This is a genomic window from Streptomyces sp. NBC_00075 (assembly GCF_045041225.1).
Taxonomy (GTDB): domain Bacteria; phylum Actinomycetota; class Actinomycetes; order Streptomycetales; family Streptomycetaceae; genus Streptomyces; species Streptomyces adonidis.
On sequence record NZ_CP108243.1, the window covers coordinates 3,212,775 to 3,232,789 of the forward strand.

Annotated in this window: 10 protein-coding genes and 1 pseudogene; 9 read left to right on the forward strand and 2 right to left on the reverse strand. The window is 70.0% G+C overall.

From position 1 onward, the window contains the following. Nucleotides 1-114 precede the first annotated feature (114 nt). The 4 genes from OG787_RS13650 (at nucleotide 115) to OG787_RS13665 (ending at nucleotide 7,037) form a co-directional block, all read left to right on the forward strand. Nucleotides 115-2,220 carry a M4 family metallopeptidase gene (locus tag OG787_RS13650; RefSeq protein ID WP_405535355.1) on the forward strand — a complete coding sequence of 702 codons (2,106 nt, stop codon included), beginning with the start codon at nucleotides 115-117 and terminating at the stop codon, nucleotides 2,218-2,220. A 351-nt stretch (nucleotides 2,221-2,571) separates the two neighbouring features. Beyond that, nucleotides 2,572-4,233: a M4 family metallopeptidase gene (locus tag OG787_RS13655; protein ID WP_405535357.1), complete on the forward strand. Its 1,662-nt coding sequence runs from the start codon at nucleotides 2,572-2,574 to the stop codon at nucleotides 4,231-4,233. Between the two features lie 146 nt (nucleotides 4,234-4,379). Then, nucleotides 4,380-4,892: a DUF1990 domain-containing protein gene (locus OG787_RS13660; RefSeq protein WP_405535358.1), complete on the forward strand. Its 513-nt coding sequence runs from the start codon at nucleotides 4,380-4,382 to the stop codon at nucleotides 4,890-4,892. A gap of 153 nt (nucleotides 4,893-5,045) precedes the next feature. Further along, entirely contained in the window at nucleotides 5,046-7,037 is a 1,992-nt protein-coding gene (locus OG787_RS13665; protein WP_405535360.1) for a protein kinase domain-containing protein, read from the forward strand. A 37-nt stretch (nucleotides 7,038-7,074) separates the two neighbouring features. Here OG787_RS13665 and OG787_RS13670 read toward each other — a convergent pair whose 3' ends face one another. Then, nucleotides 7,075-9,720: a glycosyltransferase family 1 protein gene (locus OG787_RS13670; RefSeq protein WP_405535361.1), complete on the reverse strand. Its 2,646-nt coding sequence runs from the start codon at nucleotides 9,718-9,720 to the stop codon at nucleotides 7,075-7,077. A 266-nt stretch (nucleotides 9,721-9,986) separates the two neighbouring features. On the opposite strand from OG787_RS13670, the gene OG787_RS13675 reads away from it, so the two are divergent. Then, on the forward strand, nucleotides 9,987-11,234 hold the full coding sequence (locus OG787_RS13675) for a S8 family peptidase (RefSeq protein ID WP_405535363.1): 1,248 nt from the start codon (nucleotides 9,987-9,989) through the stop codon (nucleotides 11,232-11,234). A 93-nt stretch (nucleotides 11,235-11,327) separates the two neighbouring features. Here OG787_RS13675 and OG787_RS13680 read toward each other — a convergent pair whose 3' ends face one another. After that, nucleotides 11,328-12,080, reverse strand: coding sequence for a hypothetical protein (locus OG787_RS13680; protein WP_405540822.1), 753 nt, complete (start codon nucleotides 12,078-12,080; stop codon nucleotides 11,328-11,330). 46 nt (nucleotides 12,081-12,126) lie between these two features. Here OG787_RS13680 and OG787_RS13685 point away from each other — a divergent pair. From OG787_RS13685 to glgB, 4 genes and pseudogenes are all read left to right on the forward strand, one after another. After that, nucleotides 12,127-14,229: pseudogene (locus tag OG787_RS13685) on the forward strand (alpha-1,4-glucan--maltose-1-phosphate maltosyltransferase); the annotation flags it as partial. Beyond that, the gene (gene treS / locus OG787_RS13690) at nucleotides 14,226-15,947 is read left to right on the forward strand and encodes a maltose alpha-D-glucosyltransferase (protein WP_405535364.1); all 1,722 of its coding nucleotides are present in this window, start codon (nucleotides 14,226-14,228) and stop codon (nucleotides 15,945-15,947) included. The pseudogene OG787_RS13685 and the gene treS, both read left to right, overlap by 4 nt. 121 nt (nucleotides 15,948-16,068) lie before the next feature. Then, nucleotides 16,069-17,496 (forward strand): maltokinase N-terminal cap-like domain-containing protein, encoded by a 1,428-nt coding sequence (locus tag OG787_RS13695; RefSeq protein WP_405535365.1) that lies wholly within the window; start codon nucleotides 16,069-16,071, stop codon nucleotides 17,494-17,496. Nucleotides 17,497-17,552: 56 nt separating this feature from the next. Beyond that, nucleotides 17,553-20,012, forward strand: coding sequence for a 1,4-alpha-glucan branching enzyme (glgB, locus tag OG787_RS13700; RefSeq protein WP_405535366.1), 2,460 nt, complete (start codon nucleotides 17,553-17,555; stop codon nucleotides 20,010-20,012). The last annotated feature ends 3 nt before the right edge of the window (nucleotides 20,013-20,015 follow it).

The following is a 20,015-nucleotide window of genomic DNA, read 5'->3' on the forward strand; positions in this document are numbered from 1 at the left end:
CACAGCCGCTCCACAGCAACACCGCTGTGTTCTTCGCCGCGCATCCGCACGCACCGGTTCTGCCCCGGACGGACGACCACCGTCCGGTCCCCCCTGGCCGCTCGACCCGCGGCCATGCAGAAGGAGTCAGTGTTGAGACGCCAGTCCCACAGACGCACCCCCCACACAACCCCCCACACCAGCACCGCCCAGTTCTCCCGTAGCACCCAGCGACGGGTCGCCACCGGCGCCCTCGTCGCCGTAACCGCCCTGCTGGCAGCGGCCGTTCAGTCCGGCGCCGCCACCGCAGCCCCGGAGAAGGCACCGTCGGCCGCGGGCAAGGTCATACCGGGCTCCGAGTCCGTCAAGCTGTCGCCCGCCCAGCGCGCCGCGCTCCTCGCCGAGGCCAACGCCACCAAGGCGGAGACCGCCGAGGAACTCGGCCTGGGCGCCAAGGAGAAGCTCGTCGTCCGTGACGTCCTCAAGGACGGCGACGGCACCGTGCACACGCGGTACGAGCGCACGTACGACGGACTCCCGGTCCTGGGCGGCGACCTGGTCGTCGACACCGCCGAGTCCGGTGCCACGGAAGGCGTCGTGAAGGCGACCCGGGCCACCATCAAGGTCGCGTCCCTGACGCCGAAGATCGCCGCCGCAAAGGCGGAGACCCAGGCGCTGGGCGCGGCGAAGGCGGAGGAGGCCAAGAGCCCCGACGTCAACAAGGCGCCGCGCAAGGTGATCTGGGCCGCGAGCGGCACCCCCGTACTCGCCTACGAGACGGTCGTCGGCGGCTTCCAGCACGACGGCACCCCGCAGGAGCTGCACGTCATCACGGACGCCACCTCGGGCGCGAAGCTGTTCGAGTGGGAGGCGATCGAGACCGGCACCGGCAACACGGTGTACAGCGGGACGGTCGAACTCGGCACCACGCAGTCCGGGTCGACGTACAACCTGACCGACGCCGCGCGCGGCAGCCACAAGACGTACAACCTGAACCGTGGCACCTCCGGCACCGGCACCCTCTTCTCGGGCTCCGACGACGTGTGGGGCAACGGCCTGCCGTCCAACCTGGAGTCGGCCGGCGCCGACGCCGCATACGGCGCCGCGCTGACGTGGGACTACTACAAGAACGTGCACGGGCGTTCCGGCATCCGGGGCGACGGCGTCGGCGCGTACTCGCGCGTCCACTACGGCAACAACTACGTCAACGCGTTCTGGCAGGACAGCTGCTTCTGCATGACGTACGGCGACGGCTCGGGCAACGCCAACCCGCTGACGTCGATCGACGTGGCCGCGCACGAGATGACGCACGGCCTCACCGCCAACACGGCCGGCCTCAACTACAGCGGTGAGTCGGGCGGGTTGAACGAGGCGACCTCCGACATCTTCGGCTCGACGGTCGAGTTCTACGCCAACAACTCCTCCGACGTCGGTGACTACCTCATCGGCGAGGAGATCAACATCAACGGCGACGGGACGCCGCTGCGTTACATGGACAAGCCGAGCAAGGACGGTTCGTCCAAGGACAGTTGGTACTCGGGCATCGGGTCGATCGACGTGCACTACTCGTCGGGCCCCGCGAACCACTTCTTCTACCTGCTCTCCGAGGGCAGCGGCACCAAGACCATCAACGGTGTCACCTACAACTCGGCGACCTCGGACGGGCTCGCGGTGACCGGCATCGGCCGCGACAAGGCGGAGAAGATCTGGTTCCGCGCGCTCACCACGAAGTTCACCTCGACCACCAACTACGCGGCGGCCCGCACCGGGACGCTCGCGGCGGCGGGTGAGCTGTACGGCACGACGAGCGCCGAGTACACGGCCGTGCAGAACGCCTGGGCCGGTATCAACGTCGGTACGCGTCCGGGCGGTGGCGGTGGCACCGGGACCTCCTTCGAGTCCACGACCGCCGTATCGATTCCGGACAACGGTGCCGCGGTGACCTCGTCGCTCGCGGTCACCGGGATCACCGGCAACGCGCCGACCAACCTGATCGTCACGCCGGACATCACGCACACCTGGCGCGGCGACCTCGTCGTCGATCTGGTGGCGCCCGACGGGTCGGTCTACAACCTGAAGCCGTTCAGTTCCTCGGACTCGGCGGACGACGTGAACGAGCCGTACACGGTGAACGCCTCGTCCGAGGTCGCCAACGGGACCTGGGTGTTGCGGGTCCAGGACCGGGCGGCCCAGGACACCGGCAGGATCAACGGCTGGAAGATCACGTTCCCGACGGCCTGAACACACAGCCCGTAAGGGCCCGTTCGGGCACTGTTCAGGACCCGTGAACGACACGGCGCCGCCCCGGTGGATCAACTCACCGGGGCGGCGCTTCCTTTGCAGCCCCTGTACTGCGGTTTTGTTGCCACCGTGCCCGATCTTTAGCACCGCTTTACCAAGATCGCGCCGTGTTACATGCATGAAACGTTCATCCGGCAGTCGATTTTCGGCCAACATCACTTGAGGGTCCTGACATGTACGCGCCCCCAATGTCACTCTTCCACCGCACGCCGCAGCAACAGCGCTCCAACTTCACAACCAGTGCCGGACGATCACCCCAAGGCCGTCCGGATCCCCCACAAAGGAGTTCGCGTGACCCCCATCTACGCGCGTCACAAGCGCACCACTCTGGCCATCGCCACCGCGGTCGCGGCCGGAGCCCTCCTCACCACCGGTCTGACCACCGGTGCCTCCGCGGAGAGCGAGCCGGCCGGTACCACGGCCAAGGCCGCCGCCGTACCGGTCACCCTCTCCCCCGCGACGCGCACCGCGCTCATCAAGGAAGCCGCCGCCGAAGCCCCGGCGACCGCCGACGAGATAGGCCTCGGCGCCAAGGAGAAGCTCGTCGTCCGTGACGTCATCAAGGACGCCGACGGCACCCTGCACACCCGCTACGAGCGCACCTACGCGGGCCTGCCGGTCCTCGGCGGCGACCTCGTCGTGCACGAGGACGCGGCCGGCGAGACCACGGGCGTGACCAAGGCGCAGAAGGCCGCCATCAGCGTCACCGACCTCACCCCCGAGGTCACCACGACGGCCGTCGAGAAGCAGGCCGTCACCCTGGCGAAGAAGGCCGGCTCCACCAAGTCGGAGGCGTCCGACGCCCCCCGCAAGGTGATCTGGGCCGCCTCGGGCACCCCGACCCTCGCCTACGAGACCGTCGTCGGCGGCCTCCAGGAGGACGGCACCCCGAACGAGCTGCACGTCATCACGGACGCGGCCACCGGCGCCAAGCTGTACGAGTACCAGGGCATCGAGAACGGCACCGGCAAGAGCCTGTACTCGGGCACCGTCTCCCTGACCACGACGCTGTCGGGTTCGACGTACCAGCTGACCGACGGCACGCGCGGCGGCCACAAGACGTACAACAAGGCGCACGGCACCAGCTCCTCGGCCGGCACCCTGTTCACCGACGCCGACGACACCTGGGGCACCGGCGCGGCCTCCAGCTCGACCACCGACCAGACCGCGGCCGTCGACGCCGCGTACGGCGCGCAGAAGACGTGGGACTTCTACAAGGACACGTTCGGCCGCTCCGGCATCAAGAACAACGGTGTCGCCGCGTACTCCCGCGTCCACTACGGCAACGCGTACGTCAACGCGTTCTGGGACGACAGCTGCTTCTGCATGACGTACGGCGACGGCGATAGCAACACGCACCCGCTGACCTCGCTGGACGTGGCCGGCCACGAGATGACCCACGGCGTCACCTCCAACACCGCCGGTCTCAACTACAGCGGTGAGTCCGGCGGGTTGAACGAGGCGACGTCCGACATCTTCGGCACGGCGGTCGAGTTCTACGCGGCGAACTCCTCCGACGTCGGTGACTACCTCATCGGCGAGGAGATCGACATCAACGGCGACGGCTCGCCGCTGCGTTACATGGACCAGCCGAGCAAGGACGGCGGCTCGGCCAACTACTGGTCGTCGACGCTGAAGAACCTCGACGTGCACTACTCGTCGGGCCCGGCGAACCACTTCTTCTACCTTCTGTCCGAGGGCAGCGGTTCGAAGACCATCAACGGGGTCAGCTACAACTCCCCGACGTACAACAGCTCCACGCTCACGGGCATCGGCCGCGCCAAGGCCGTCCAGATCTGGTACAAGGCGCTCACCGAGTACATGACGTCGACGACCAACTACAAGGGCGCCCGCACGGCGACCCTGTCGGCGGCCTCGGCCCTGTACGGCTCCAGCAGCACGGAGTACGCGGCGGTGAACGCGGCCTGGGCGGCGGTCAACGTCACGGCGTGACCACGCGGCAGGTGAGAAGCAGGTGATCGGCGGGGCGGTATCCGGAACGAAGGCATTTCCGGGTACCGCCCCCGTCGTACGCGCGTCCGCGTCCCGCACCCCCCGCCGCACGGTCACCGGTACCCCCCGCCCTACCCTTGGGTCCCATGTCCTTCACGTACGCGGAGGTCGGCGCGACCCGCGAGCGCGGCTTCCGTTGTCCGCCCGGCTTTCACCACCTGCATGTACGCACCCGCATAGGCGAGGGCGAGCAGGTCTTCCGGCGCGCTTCCGAGGCCGTTCTCACCTGGGAGATGCACCGCGCGATGGGGGTGGGCATCGACGCGAGCGCCGAACGGGCGGCCCCGGACGTCGACGTCACGGTCACCCTCGCCGGTCTCATCAAGGCGCCCTGCCGGATCGTCTGGACCGTGGAGGAACACCGGCGCGCGGGCTGGGCGTACGGCACGCTGGCCGGTCACCCGGAGTGCGGCGAGGAGTCGTTCGTCGTGGACCGCACCGGCGACGGCACCGTGTGGCTGACGGTCAGCGCCTTCAGCCGCGGCGCGAAGTGGTACGCGAAGGCGGCCGGACCCGCGACCCGGGGCCTTCAGCATGCCTATGCACGGCGGTGCGGGGTGGTCCTGCGGCGGCTGTGCGGGGAGTACGGCGAGGACTGAGCCGGGAAGCGGACGGGACCGGGCGCCGAGTACGCCGAGGTCGGCAGGTCTGCGCGAATTCCTGGCCGGGAAACCGGTCCAACTCCCCCTTTCGTACAGGTGTGCTGCGCTAATCTCGCGGTCACCCGTGCCACGCGAGAGACCAGGGCCCTCATGCCACCCCAGCACCGCAGCCGCACCGTAGCGATGGCCTATGCGGCGGCCGGTATGGAACCGCCTCCCGTGGTCCCGCTGCGCAGGAACGACCCCCGGCAGGCGGGCCCCTACCAGCTGGAGTCGCTGCTCGGCAGCGGCGGCATGGGCCGGGTCTATCTGGGCCGCGACACCAGCGGCGGGACGGGCCTCGCGGCCGTGAAGGTGATCCGGCCCGAGTACGCCGAGGACCCGCAGTTCCGGAAGCGGTTCGAGCGCGAGGTCGGCGCCCTGGACCGGATCCAGGGGGCGCACATCGTACGGCTGTTGGGCAGCGGCTGCGACGAGGACCTGGTCTGGGTCGCCACCGAGTACATACCGGGGCCCACGCTCGCCGAGGTCGTCGCCGAGCGCGGGCCGATCGGCTCCGAGGCGGCCTGGCGGCTGCTGGCCGACGTCGGGCGGGCGATCGAGGCCATCTGGCAGGCGGGGCTGGTCCATCGCGACCTCAAGCCGTCCAACGTGATCCTGGGTGCGGACGGCGCCCGCGTCATCGACTTCGGCGTCGTCCAGGCCCCCGACGGCACCGCGATCACCGTCACGGGCCAGAACGTCGGAACGCCCGCCTACATGTCCCCGGAACAGGCCAGGGGCCGCGAGGTCACCGCCGCCTCCGACGTCTTCTCGCTGGCCTCGACCCTGACGTACGCCGTCACGGGACAGGCGCCGTTCGGTGAGGGGACCGGCGTCGACGTCCTGTTCGGGGTCGCCTTCGAGCCGCCCCGCGACGAGGTGCTCGACCTGGTGGGAACCGTCGACGCGGAACTGGCCGCGTTCATCCGCACCTGCCTGGACAAGGACCCCGAGCGGCGCCCCCTGCCGGAGACGGTGTTCAGGACGGCCATCGGCCACCAGCTGTCCCCGTCACCACAGGCACCGGCCGCACCCCCTCAGGTGAAGCGCCCCAGGCCCCTCCCGCAAGCGGCACCCGCACCCGCACCCGCTCCCGCCGCCACCCCCGTCCCCGCCCCGCCCGGCGAACGCGGAAAGCCCAGGAACAGGAAAATGCCGCTGGTCGCCGTCGCGGCGGCAGCCGCCCTGGTCGCAGGGGGCATCACCGCGGCGTTGCTGAGCCAGGGCGCTGACCCGACATCGGCCGCCACCGGCACCGGAACCGAGACCGGCACGTCGGCCGCCCCGGACCTGCTGCCCGCCCCGACCACGACGAAGAACCCGGCCACCGCAGCCACCACCCCGTCCGACGCGACCACGCCCGCCCCGTCGACGACAAAGGACCAGGCGACGCAGACAGAGCCGACCCTGGTACCCGCCCAGAACCCCGCGACGCTCGACATCCGCTCCGCCGCCTGCGCGGCGGAGCTGGTCACGGGCGCCACCGGCGACTGCGTAGAGGCCCTGCAACTCCTCCTCGGCGGCCACGGCCTGTACGTCGCGGTCGACGGCCGGTTCGGCCAGGAGACCCTCGCCGCGGTGAAGGCCTTCCAGACCGAGGCCAGAACCTCCGTGGACGGCAGGGTCGGCCCCCAGACCAAGGAACTCCTGTACGGAACGGCGCCCGGCCCGGCCCGCACGGGCGCGCTGACGGTGACCGAGAACAACGGCGCCCTGGTCGCCCGCTGTCTCGACGCCCGGAACGGCACGGTCGGGGTGTGGACCTGCCAGGGCACGTCCACCCAGAAGTGGGCCCTGTACCGCGTCCCCGGCCAGGACTCCCGCTACCTCGTCGTCAACCAGGGCAACCACCGCTGCCTGGACGCCGACGCGGGCACCAGCGGCGCGAACGGCCAGCAGATCGGCGCCAGGACCTGCGACGGCCTGGACGCCCAGTACTGGCGCCTCGGCGACGCCGGCGAGAACGACGGCCAGACCTTCGTCAGCATCCCGAACGGCTACTGCCTGGACGCGGAGGCCGCCACCTCGGGCCAGGAGGGCCGGGCGGTACAGGGCTGGAGCTGCGCGGCCAACGGCAACCAGGCGTGGAGCTGGTCCTGACACACCGCCAGGACCAGCAGGCCGGGTCGTCCGGCGGTCACCGCATCAGAACCCCGGCCCCCTCCCCCACGTCCTCCGAAGGCACCGCCACCAGCCCCATCTCCGCGCTCGACGCCAGCAGCCGGTGCGCCGGCAGGATCCGCACGGTGTAGCCGTAGGGCCCGGTCCGATGCAGGGACAGCGGCCCCTCGTACAGCCAGCGTCCTTCCAGGTCGGGGCCGCCGACCGGCTTCAGCGGGACCGTCGTCGCGTCGGTGATGCTGTCCTCCGAGTCGACGCGTCCCGAGACCGCCTGGACCTCGACGTCGTCGGGAGCCAGCTCACCGAGGCCCACCCGCACGCGGAGCGACAGCGTGCTTCCCAGCTCGGCCGTCAGGGAGGGGGCCGAGGTCTCCACGTGGTCGACCGTCACCGTGTGCCAGGCGTGCCGGACCCGGGACTTCCAGGCCGCCAACTCCCTTGCCTTGTCCGGGGTCATGGTGCGGTGGGCGCGGGCGGCGGGGGCGTACAGACGCTCCACGTACTCCCGCACCATTCGGCCTGCCAGCACCTTCGGGCCGAGGTGGGTGAGGGTCTCGCGGACCATCTCGATCCAGCGGTCGGGCAGGCCTGTCTGACCGTGCTCGTAGAAGCGCGGGGTCACGCGCTGTTCCAGGAGGTCGTACAGGGCCGCCGCCTCCACGTCGTCCCGGTGGTCGGGGTCCGTGCCCGTGCCGTCCGCCGTGGGGATCGCCCAGCCGAAGTCGGGCCGGAACCATTCGTCCCACCAGCCGTCCAGGACCGAGAGGTTGAGACAGCCGTTGAGCGCCGCCTTCATTCCGCTCGTCCCGCACGCCTCCAGCGGACGCAGGGGGTTGTTCAGCCAGATGTCGCAGCCCGGGTACAGCTTCTGCGCCATCGCCATGCCGTAGTCCGGCAGGAACACGATCCGGTGGCGGACCCGCGGGTCGTCCGCGAACCGCACCAGCTCCTGGATCAGCCGCTTCCCGCCGTCGTCCGCCGGGTGCGCCTTGCCCGCGACCACGATCTGGATGGGGCGTTCGGGGTGCAGCAGCAGGTCGAGAAGCCGGTCGCGGTCGCGCAGCATCAGCGTCAGGCGTTTGTACGAGGGGACCCTGCGCGCGAATCCGATCGTCAGGACGTCCGGGTCGAGCACCCCGTCGATCCAGCCCAACTCCGCCGTACCGGCGCCGCGTTGACGCCAGGACGCCCGCAGCCGCTCCCGTACCTCCACCACCAACTGCTCGCGCAGGGACCGTCGTAGCTCCCAGATGTCCTGGTCCGGGATGTCCGCGACCGCGTCCCACCGGTCCGAGCCGCCGACCGTCAGCGCGTCCTCGGTACGCTCCGCGCCGATCTGCTTGGCCCCGAGCCTGAACACCTCCGGCGCGACCCAAGTCGGCGCGTGCACACCGTTGGTGACCGAGGTGATCGGCACCTCGGCGGGGTCGAAGCCGGGCCAAAGACCCGCGAACATCTCCCGGCTGACCTGCCCGTGGAGAAGGGAGACCCCGTTGGCCTGGCGGCCCAACCGCAGCCCCATCACCGCCATGTTGAAGAGGTTCGGCTCGCCGCCCGGATACGTCTCCATGCCCAGGCTCAGCACGCGTTCCACGTCGATGCGCGGGAGTTCGGCGTCGGGGCCGAAGTGCCGGGCGACCAGTTCACGGTCGAAGCGGTCGATACCGGCCGGGACGGGCGTGTGCGTCGTGAAGACAGTGCCCGCGCGCACGGCCTCCAGCCCGGCCTCGAACTCCAGCCCCTTGTCGCAGAGTTCGGCGATCCGTTCCAGGCCGAGGAAGCCCGCGTGGCCCTCGTTGGTGTGGAACACCTCGGGGGCGGGATGCCCGGTGAGCCGGCAGTACGTCCGGACCGCGCGCACTCCTCCTATGCCGAGCAGCATCTCCTGGAGGAGGCGGTGTTCGCTGCCGCCGCCGTACAGCCGGTCCGTGACACCGCGTTCGCCGAGGTCGTTCTCCTCCACGTCCGAGTCGAGGAGCAGCAGCGGCACCCTGCCGACCTGCGCCAGCCAGACCCGGGCCCGCAGCGACCGGCCGCCGGGCAGGGCGAGGGAGACCTGGGCCGGGGAGCCGTCGGATTCCTTGAGGAGGGCGACGGGGAGTTCGTTGGGGTCGAGGACCGGATAGGTCTCCTGCTGCCAGCCGTCCCGGGAGAGGGACTGGCGGAAGTAGCCGTGCCGGTACATGAGGCCGACGCCGATCAGCGGCACGCCGAGGTCGCTGGCCGACTTCAGATGGTCACCAGCGAGAATGCCGAGGCCGCCGGAGTACTGCGGGAGGGCGGCCGTGATGCCGAACTCGGGAGAGAAGTAGGCGATGGCGGCGGGAAGTTCTGCCCCCTGGCCGCCCTGATCCTGCGCCTGTGTCTGCGTCTGGTACCAGCGGGTGCCGGTGACGTAGTCGTGGAGGTCGTCGGCGATCGCCGTGAGGCGGCGCAGGAAGCGGCGGTCCTCGGCGAGTTCGGTGAGCCGCTCGGGCGAGAGGCTGCCGAGGAGCCGTACGGGGTCGCAGTCCGAGTCGGTCCAGCGTTCGGGGTCGACGGACTGGAAGAGCTCGCGGGTCTCCGCGTGCCAGGACCAGCGCAGATTGCGGGCCAGGTCGCTGAGCGGCCGGAGGGGTTCGGGGAGAACGGGACGGACGGTGAACCGACGGATCGCCTTCACATTCCACCTCGGTGGTCGTGCGTCATGTCAAGCCTTACAAGGACGCACGGCCGTGTGCGTCCGGGTCATCAACCCCTTGACGGTATCGGGGCGGAGGCGTGCGAACCACGGGGCGTGGTGAGCGTCCGTAACGCCACTACCGGATACCCGTACGGACGATATGGCCGGTTCCACCCCCGTAGGCCACCTTGTAACACTTCTCCCCGCACGAGAGGCTGCCCAGAAGGCCGCCCGGCGTTGGCGGCCGAGGAGGGGGAACTCCAACCATGAAACGGACGTGCACAAGACGCCTGCGCTGGGCGGCGGGCCTGACCGCCGCGGCCACCGCCTCGGTGCTTTCGGCCACCGCACCGGCCCAGGCCGCCCCTCAGGGGCACATAGTCGGCGCCGGTGAACCCGGCTCCGTCGGCGGAAGTTACCTGGTCACACTCAAGGGAGGTACGGCGGCCCCGTCGGCGGACGGCAAGAGACTCGCCGCGAAGTACGGGGCGAGAATAAGCCACACCTACAGCACCGTCCTGAACGGCTATGCCATCCAGGCCAACGAGAGACAGGCCAGACTCCTCGCGGCGGACTCCCGCGTGGACTCGGTCGTCCAGGACACCCGGATCACCTACGACCAGAGCACGACGTACGCCGAGGAAACGGCGTACGCGCTCGCCCGCAAACGCGGCCAGCAGAATCCGCCGTCGTGGGGCCTGGACCGGATCGACCAGGCCGCGCTGCCCCTCGACGACAGCTACTCCTCGCCCGACTCGGCGGGCAAGGGCGTCACGGTGTACGTGATCGACACCGGTATCCGTATCTCGCACAAGGACTTCGGCGGACGGGCGAGCTACGGCTGGGACTTCGTCGACAACGACAGATGGGCCGGTGACGGAAACGGCCACGGCACGCATGTCGCGGCGACGATCGCCGGGACGGCCCTGGGCGTCGCGAAGAAGGCGAAGGTCGTCTCGGTGCGCGTCCTCGACAACGCGGGCGGTGGTACGACGGCGCAGGTCATCGCGGGTATCGACTGGGTGACGCGGCACGCCAGGAAGCCCGCCGTCGCCAATGTGAGCCTCGGCGGCTACCGCAACGCCCAACTGGACGCGGCGGTACGGAACTCGATCGCGTCCGGGGTGACGTACACGGTCGCGGCCGGGAACGACGGGGCGTCGGCGTCGTCCTACTCCCCGGCCGCCGTCAGGGAGGCGATCACGGTCGGCGCGACCGGCTGGACGGACGCCCGGGCCGCCTTCTCGAACTGGGGATCGGCTCTCGATCTGTTCGCCCCGGGCGTCTCGATCACCTCGGCGTCGTACGCGAGCGACACGGGCCGGGTGGCGTTCTCGGGTACGTCGATGGCGGCGCCGCACGCGGCCGGCGCGGCGGCCCTCTACTTGGCGGAACGACCGAAATCCCGTCCGGCGCAAGTCGCCAAGGCGCTGACGTCTCTGGCGACGACCGGGAAAGTCTCCGACAAGAGGGCCGGTTCACCGAACAAACTCCTGCGGATACCGCTCTCTTAGGGGCACTGTGCCGTTGTCGGCCCCGTCCGCCGGACGGGGCCGACGACGTTCGCGGACCTGGCTGATCCTGGGTGCAGACATACGCGCGAGTAGTTAGCAAAGTGCCGGATTGCCCACCCGAATAGGGTGGGAAGGCTCCCTCGGTACACGACTCAGTACGCCCGCTGGACACCCCCTCCCCACATCCATCCGCCCACCCACGTTGACGCGGACAGGAGCGGTCATGCCCGCCACGCACCACTCGGCAGCACGCCCAACCCCCACCACCGGCATACCCCCGACGGACACCGTCGTCCCGCCGGCAGCACACCAGGGGCCACCCTCCCCTGCCCCGGAGAAACCCTCCCCGGCCCCGAAGACGCCACCGGAGAGGTCTTCCGCCGCTCGGTCCACGGCTCCGGAGACGTCGTCCGTTGCACGGTCCACGGCTCCGGGGAAACCCTCCAGCGCCGGTCCGACAGCACCGGACACACCGCCGACCACCGCTCCGACAGCCCCCGGCACGCCCTCAAGCACCGCGTCGGTCGCCCCCGGCACGCCCTCAAGCACCGCGTCGGTCGCCCCCGGCACGCCCTCAAGCACCGCGTCGGTCGCCCCCGGCACGCCCTCAAGCACCGCGTCGGTCGCCCCCGGCACGCCCTCAAGCGCTGCTTCATCAGACCCGGACACGTCCTCCGGCACCGCGCCGACCGACCTCGACACACCCTCCGGCACTGCTTCGACAGACCCGGACACGCCCCTCACCGCCGTTCCCCGGCCCGGAGACACACCGGCCGTCGCCGACCGGTCGGCCCCGGACACCCCGGCCGACGGGAGTCGACCGACGTCGAACACGCCGTCCGCCACCGGCCAACGTTCCTCGAACGCCCCGGCCACCGCCGGCCGACGCGCCCCGAAAACGCCTCCCGCCGCCGCCCGGCCGGCCGCGGAGCCGGCCTCGGTCGCGGCTCCGGCCCCGGAAACTCCGGCCCGCCCGGCGGAGCCTCCGGTCGCCCCCCTCGCCGAGGGCACCGCAGTCGGTCGTATCCCCGTCCTGGATGTCCGCCCCCTCGTCCTGAACGGGCGGCGCCCGGCGAAGGCGGTGGTCGGGGAGGCCTTCGAGGTGTCGGCCACCGTGTTCCGGGAGGGCCATGACGCCGTCGCCGCGAACGTCGTGCTCCGGGATCCGAAGGGCCGCGCCGGCCGCTGGACGCCGATGCGTGAACTCGCCCCGGGTACCGACCGCTGGGGCGCCACCGTCGAGGCCGACGCGCCCGGTGAGTGGACGTACACCGTGGAGGCGTGGGGCGATCCGATCAGCACCTGGCGGCATCACGCGGGCATCAAGATCCCGGCCGGGATCGACACGGAGCTGATGCTGGAGGAGGGCGCGCAGCTGTACGAGCGTGCCGCCACCGGCGTACCGAAGAACAAGGGCAAGCGGGAGGTGATCCTGACCGCCGCCGAGGCCCTCCGGGACACCGAACGCCCACCGGCGGCCCGGCTGGCCGCGGCCCTCACACCGGCCGTGAACAAGGTGCTGCGCCGGCATCCGCTGCGAGAACTGATCACCGCGAGTGAGCCGTTGAAGCTCGTCGTGGAGCGGGAGCGGGCGCTGTACGGGGCCTGGTACGAGTTCTTCCCCCGCTCCGAAGGAACGCCCACGCAACCGCACGGGACGTTCCGCACGGCCGCGCGGCGGCTGGCGTCGATCGCCGCGATGGGCTTCGACGTCCTCTACCTGCCCCCGATCCACCCCATCGGGCACACCTTCCGCAAGGGCCCCAACAACACCCTCTCCGCCACCCCGGACGATGTGGGCGTGCCGTGGGCGATCGGTTCGGAGGACGGCGGGCACGACGCCGTGCACCCGGATCTCGGGACGCTGGCGGACTTCGACTTCTTCGTCGCCGAGGCCGCCCGCCACGGCCTGGAGATCGCCCTCGACTTCGCCCTCCAGTGCTCCCCGGACCATCCCTGGGTGCAGAAGCACCCCCAGTGGTTCCATCACCGGCCGGACGGGACGATCGCGTACGCGGAGAACCCGCCGAAGAAGTACCAGGACATCTACCCCATCGCCTTCGACGCCGACCTCCCCGGACTCGTCGCGGAGACGGTGCGGGTACTGCGGCACTGGATGGACCACGGGGTGCGGATCTTCCGCGTCGACAACCCGCACACCAAACCCGTCGTCTTCTGGGAACAGGTCATCGCGGACATCAACCGCACCGACCCCGACGTGATCTTCCTCGCGGAGGCGTTCACCCGGCCCGCGATGATGCACACCCTCGCCCAGACCGGCTTCCAGCAGTCCTACACCTACTTCACCTGGCGCACCACGAAACCCGAACTCACCGAATACCTCACCGAACTGTCCGGTGACCCGGCCGCGTACATGCGCCCGAACTTTTTCGTCAACACCCCCGACATCCTCCACGCGTACCTTCAGCAGGGCGGGCGTCCCGCTTTCGAGGCCCGCGCCGTCCTGGCCGCCACCCTCTCCCCCACCTGGGGCGTCTACAGCGGCTACGAACTCTGCGAGAACACCCCTCTGCGCGAGGGCAGCGAAGAATACCTGGACTCCGAGAAATACCAACTGCGTACCCGTGATTGGGAGTCGGCGGAACGTGACGGACGTAGCATCGCGCCATTGATAGCCACGCTCAACGCGATCCGGCGGCGCAGCCCGGCCCTGCGGCAGCTGCGCGACCTCCATTTCCACCACGCGGATCAGGAGGCGGTGATCGTCTACTCGAAACGCCGGGGATCGAACACGGTTCTGGTGGTCGTGAACCTCGACCCTCACCACACCCAGGAGGCGACGGTCTCGTTGGACATGCCGCAACTCGGCCTGGACTGGCACGAGTCCGTGCCGGTACGCGACGAGCTGACCGGCGAGACCTACCCATGGGGCAGGACGAACTATGTGCGCCTGGAACCGGGCACTCGCCCCGCGCACATCCTGACCGTCCTGCGACCGTCCACCCCGCAGATCGGAGGGTCACCCACAACATGATCGTCAATGAGCCTGTCCCGGACACCTTCGAGGACACTCCCGCCAAGGACCGGGACCCCGAGTGGTTCAAACGCGCCGTCTTCTACGAGGTCCTCGTCCGCTCCTTCCAGGACAGCAACGGCGACGGAGTCGGCGACCTCAAGGGCCTCACCGCCAAACTCGACTACCTCCAGTGGCTCGGCATCGACTGCCTCTGGCTCCCGCCCTTCTTCAAATCCCCGCTGCGTGACGGCGGTTACGACGTCTCCGACTACACCGCCGTCCTCCCCGAGTTCGGCGACCTCGCCGACTTCGTCGAATTCGTCGACGCCGCCCACCAACGCGGCATGCGCGTCATCATCGACTTCGTCATGAACCACACCAGCGACCAGCACCCGTGGTTCCAGGAGTCGAGAAACGATCCCGAAGGCCCGTACGGCGACTACTACGTCTGGGCCGACAAGGACGACCAGTACCAGGACGCCCGGATCATCTTCGTCGACACCGAGGCCTCCAACTGGACCTTCGACCCGGTCCGCAAGCAGTACTACTGGCACCGCTTCTTCTCCCACCAACCCGACCTCAACTACGAGAACCCGGCCGTGCAGGAGGAGATCATCTCCGCGCTGCGGTTCTGGCTCGACCTGGGCATCGACGGCTTCCGTCTCGACGCGGTCCCGTACCTCTATCAGGCCGAGGGCACCAACTGCGAGAACCTCCCGGCGACGCACGAGTTCCTCAAGCATGTCCGCAAGGAGATCGACGCCCACTATCCCGACACGGTGTTGCTGGCGGAGGCGAACCAGTGGCCCGAGGACGTCGTCGACTACTTCGGCGACTACCGCAGCGGCGGGGACGAGTGCCACATGGCGTTCCATTTCCCGGTCATGCCGCGCATCTTCATGGCCGTGCGCCGTGAGTCGCGCTATCCGGTCTCGGAGATCCTCGCGAAGACCCCGGCCATTCCCTCGAACTGCCAGTGGGGCATCTTCCTGCGCAACCACGACGAGCTGACCCTCGAAATGGTCACCGACGAGGAACGCGACTACATGTGGGCCGAATACGCCAAGGACCCGCGTATGCGCGCCAACATCGGCATCCGCCGCCGGCTCGCCCCGCTCCTGGACAACGACCGCAACCAGATCGAACTCTTCACCGCCCTGCTGCTCTCCCTCCCGGGCTCGCCGATCCTCTACTACGGCGACGAGATCGGCATGGGCGACAACATCTGGCTCGGCGACCGCGACGCGGTCCGCACGCCGATGCAGTGGACCCCGGACAGGAACGCCGGCTTCTCCTCCTGCGACCCCGGCCGCCTCTTCCTGCCCACGATCATGGACCCCGTCTACGGCTACCAGGTCACCAACGTCGAAGCCTCCATGTCGTCCCCGTCCTCGCTCCTGCACTGGACCCGGCGCATGATCGAGATCCGGAAGCAGAACCCCGCGTTCGGACTGGGCTCCTACACCGAACTGCCCTCCTCCAACCCGGCCGTGATCGCCTTCCTGCGCGAACACAAGGACGACCTCGTCCTCTGCGTCCACAACTTCTCCCGCTTCGCCCAGCCGACGGAACTGGATCTCCAGGCCTTCAACGGCGCGCACCCGGTCGAGCTGATCGGCGGAGTCCGTTTCCCAGCGATCGGTGAACTCCCGTACCTGCTCACCCTTGCCGGTCATGGGTTCTACTGGTTCCGTCTCCGCAAGGACGCGAAGGACGCCACGAAGGACACCAAGTAGTACACGTGATCACCATGTAGTACGCGTGGTCATATGTGCCGAACCCCGGCGGGCCGGTTTCTCCCGTCCCGCCCGGGGCACGCATCAGTCACACCCCGCCCCGGGGAAAGGACGCGACGCCATGTCGGAAGCCGCCACCCGCTCCGCCACGACAAGTCCCGACCTCCTCGCGTCCCTTGATCCACTGCTGCGGGAATGGCTGCCGAGACAGCGCTGGTTCGCCGGCAAAGGACGTCCGGTCACCGGGTTCTCCCTGGTGGCGGCCACCGAACTGCTGCCGGTCACCGCACAGCTGGGTCTGTACCACCTCCTCGTACGCGCCCATCAGCCCGCGCAGGGCCCCGGGGACTGCTACCAGCTCCTCATAGGCGTGCGTGAGGCGCTGCCGCCCCGGCTGGCGCCCGCGCTGATCGGCCATGTGGACCGGGGCCCGCTGACCGGACGCACGGTGTACGACGCCCTGTACGACGCCCGGCCCGCCGAAGTGCTCCTGGAGGCGATGCGCACCCGGGCCCGGATCGGCGCCCTGCGCTTCGACCGGGACGGGAGCGGCGAGGGCGACGACGGTGAGGGCGAGATACCGGTGGGGCTGGTGGCCCGGGTGGTGACCTCGGAGCAGTCCAACTCGTCGATCGTCTACGGAGATACGTTCATCCTGAAACTGCTCCGCCGGGTCGTACCGGGCGTCAACCCCGACCTGGAACTGCCCCTGGCACTGGCCCGCGAGGGCTGCCCCCGGGTACCCGCCCCGGTGGCGTGGATACGCGCCGACGACCCCGAGACGCCCCAGACCCACCACGACATGGCCGCGAGCGCCGAGGACAGCTACGTACTCGGCGTCCTCCAGCCCTTCGTACGGGGTGCGGCCGACGGCTGGGAGCTGGCGTTGCGCGAGCTGGCCAAAGGGGAGGACTTCAGCGCGGAGGCACGGGCGCTCGGGCGGGCCACTGCCGAGGTGCATCTGGCGCTCGCCCGCGCCCTGCCGACCGTGACCCTGGGGCACGCGCAGCTGCGTCCGCTGGTCGACGGCATGATCGAGCGCCTGGACGCGGCGATCCAGGCGGTGCCGGCGCTGCATCCGTACGGGCCCGGTCTGCGCTCGGCGTACGAGGCGCTGGCAGACCTCGCCGCCGAGGGCGAGACCTGGACGGCCCAGCGGATCCACGGGGATCTACACCTCGGGCAGTGTCTGCGGTCGCCGTCCGGTCAGTGGTCGCTGATCGACTTCGAGGGCGAACCGTCGAAGCCGCTCGCGGAACGGCGGCTGCCGCAGCCCCCGGCCCGGGACATCGCGGGCATGCTCCGCTCCTTCGACTACGCGGCCCACTCGCTCCGCCCGCACCTGCCCGGCTGGGCGGCGAAGTGCCGGGCCGCGTACTGCGCCGGGTACGCGGAGACCAGCGGCCGGGATCCGCGTACCGATCCGGTGCTGCTGCGGGCGTACGAGACGGACAAGGCGGTCTACGAGGTGGTGTACGAGGCACGGCACCGTCCCGACTGGCTGCCCGTGCCGATGTCGGCGGTCCACCGGCTGGCCGCACCCGACTGACCTCCACCCTCACCCCCGCCCCGCCCGTTCCACCTCATCCTCGGAGGCCCCCGACCGTGACCCCGCGCCCCCCGTCCAGCGGTCCCAAGAAGAAGACGTCCGCGAAGAAGGATCCCGAGAAGAAGAACGGGAAGACGAAGGCGGCGAAGAAGTTGGAGCAGAAAGAGTCGGCGCAGGAAGAGCTGGAGCAGAAGAAGCCGGAGCAGGAGAAGTCCGCCCCGCAGCCGGTCGAGGCCGCTCTCGAGAGCCCTGCCCCCGAGAGCCCTGCTTCCGAAAGCCCCGCTCCTGAGAGCCCCGCCCCCGAGGACGCCGTGGCCGTCGTCCCCCTCGCCTCCCCCGCGATGGACGCCTCCGACCGCGAACGGCTGCTGGCCGGTACGCATCACGATCCGCACTCCGTCCTGGGCGCGCACGAGCTGCCGGGCGGGGTCGCTTTCCGGGTGCTGCGCCCGTACGCGCTGTCGGTGACCGTCGTGTCGGGGGATCTGCGGACCGAGCTGCACGACGACGGGGACGGTTTCTTCTCGGGTGCGCTGCCGCTGCGGGGTGTTCCGGAGTACCGGCTGGTCATCGCGTACGACGGGCAGGTGGTGGAGACCGAGGACGCGTACCGGCTGCTGCCCGCGCTGGGTGATCTGGACCTGCATCTGATCGGCGAGGGCCGGCACGAGGAGCTGTGGCGGGCGCTGGGCGCGGAGCCGATGACCCACCAGGGCGTCACCGGCACCCGCTTCACCGTCTGGGCACCCAACGCACGCGGAGTGCAGGTGACCGGGGGCTTCAACTTCTGGGACGGCACGGCGTATCCGATGCGTTCGCTGGGCGCGACCGGGGTGTGGGAGCTGTTCGTGCCGGGCATCGGCGAGGGCGAGCTGTACAAGTTCGAGATCACTCGCCCGGACGGTTCGAAGACGCTGCGCGCGGACCCGATGGCCCGGCGGACCGAGGTACCGCCCAACACGTCGTCCATCGTGCACAGTTCGCGCCATGCATGGCAGGACGAGGAGTGGCTGGCCCGGCGGGCGGAGACCCCGGCCCACGAGGCCCCCTTCTCGATCTACGAGATCCACCTGGCGTCCTGGCGCCCCGGCCTGACGTACCGTCAACTCGCCGAGCAACTCCCCGCCTATGTACGGGACATGGGCTTCACGCATGTGGAGCTGATGCCGGTGGCGGAGCATCCGTTCGGCGGCTCGTGGGGTTACCAGGTCACCGGGTTCTACGCGCCCACGGCCCGTCTCGGCACGCCGGACGACTTCAAGTACCTGGTGGACGCCCTGCACCAGGCCGGTATCGGCGTACTGATGGACTGGGTCCCGGCCCATTTCCCGCGCGACGACTGGGCGTTGGCCGAGTTCGACGGGCGCACGCTGTACGAGCACGAGGATCCGCTGCGCGCCGCCCACCCGGACTGGGGGACGCTGGAGTTCGACTACGGTCGGCGGGAGGTCCGCAACTTCCTTGTGGCGAACGCCCTTTACTGGTGCGAGGAGTTCCACATAGACGGGCTGCGGGTCGACGCCGTCGCCTCGATGCTCTACCTCGACTACTCGCGCGAGCCGGGCCAGTGGACGCCGAACGAGCACGGCGGCCGGGAGAACCTGGACGCGGTCGCCTTCCTCCAGGAGATGAACGCGACGGTGTACCGGCGGGTGCCGGGAGTCGTGACGATCGCCGAGGAGTCGACGGCGTGGGACGGCGTCACCCGGGCCACGCACCACACCGGGCCCGGCGGTTTCGGCGGCCTCGGCTTCGGGCTGAAGTGGAACATGGGCTGGATGCACGACTCGCTCGGATACGTCCAGCACGACCCGGTCCACCGCAGGCACCACCACCACGAGATGACGTTCTCCATGGTGTACGCGTACAGCGAGAACTACGTGCTCCCCATCTCGCACGACGAGGTGGTCCACGGCAAGGGCTCGCTGGTGTCGAAGATGCCGGGCGACTGGTGGCAGCAACGGGCCAACGAGCGGGCGTACCTGGCCTTCATGTGGTCGCACCCCGGCAAGCAACTCCTCTTCATGGGCCAGGAGTTCGCCCAGGGCGCCGAGTGGTCGGAGGCGCACGGCCCCGACTGGTGGCTGCTGGACCCCGCGTACGGGGCGGAGCCGGACCACAGGGGCGTACGGGACCTGGTGCGCGACCTGAACACGGTGTACCGGGACACGCCTGCCCTCTGGCAGCAGGACACGCAGCCGTCCGGCTTCGAGTGGCTGGTCGGGGACGCGGCGGAGGACAACGTCTTCGCCTTCGTCCGCTACGACGCGGAGGGCACCCCGCTGATCTCGATCAGCAACTTCTCGCCGGTCGTCCGCCACGACTACCGCATCGGCGTCCCGGACACGGTCCCGGCCTGGCACGAGGCCCTGAACACGGACGCGTCCCGCTACGGCGGCGGCGACATCCACAACCCGGACCCGCTGAAGCCGGACCCCCAGCCCTGGCACGGCCGCCCGACCAGCATCCACGTGACGCTGCCGCCACTGGCGACGGTGTGGCTGCGCCCGGCGTAGCCC

Bases quoted from the DNA above. Each gene is read 5' to 3' on its own strand.
- OG787_RS13665 (WP_405535360.1), top strand. From the start codon at position 5,046: ATGCCACCCCAGCACCGCAGCCGCACCGTAGCGATGGCCTATGCGGCG.
- OG787_RS13675 (WP_405535363.1), top strand. From the start codon at position 9,987: ATGAAACGGACGTGCACAAGACGCCTGCGCTGGGCGGCGGGCCTGACC.
- OG787_RS13650 (WP_405535355.1), top strand. From the start codon at position 115: ATGCAGAAGGAGTCAGTGTTGAGACGCCAGTCCCACAGACGCACCCCC.
- treS (WP_405535364.1), top strand. From the start codon at position 14,226: ATGATCGTCAATGAGCCTGTCCCGGACACCTTCGAGGACACTCCCGCC.
- OG787_RS13660 (WP_405535358.1), top strand. From the start codon at position 4,380: ATGTCCTTCACGTACGCGGAGGTCGGCGCGACCCGCGAGCGCGGCTTC.
- OG787_RS13695 (WP_405535365.1), top strand. From the start codon at position 16,069: ATGTCGGAAGCCGCCACCCGCTCCGCCACGACAAGTCCCGACCTCCTC.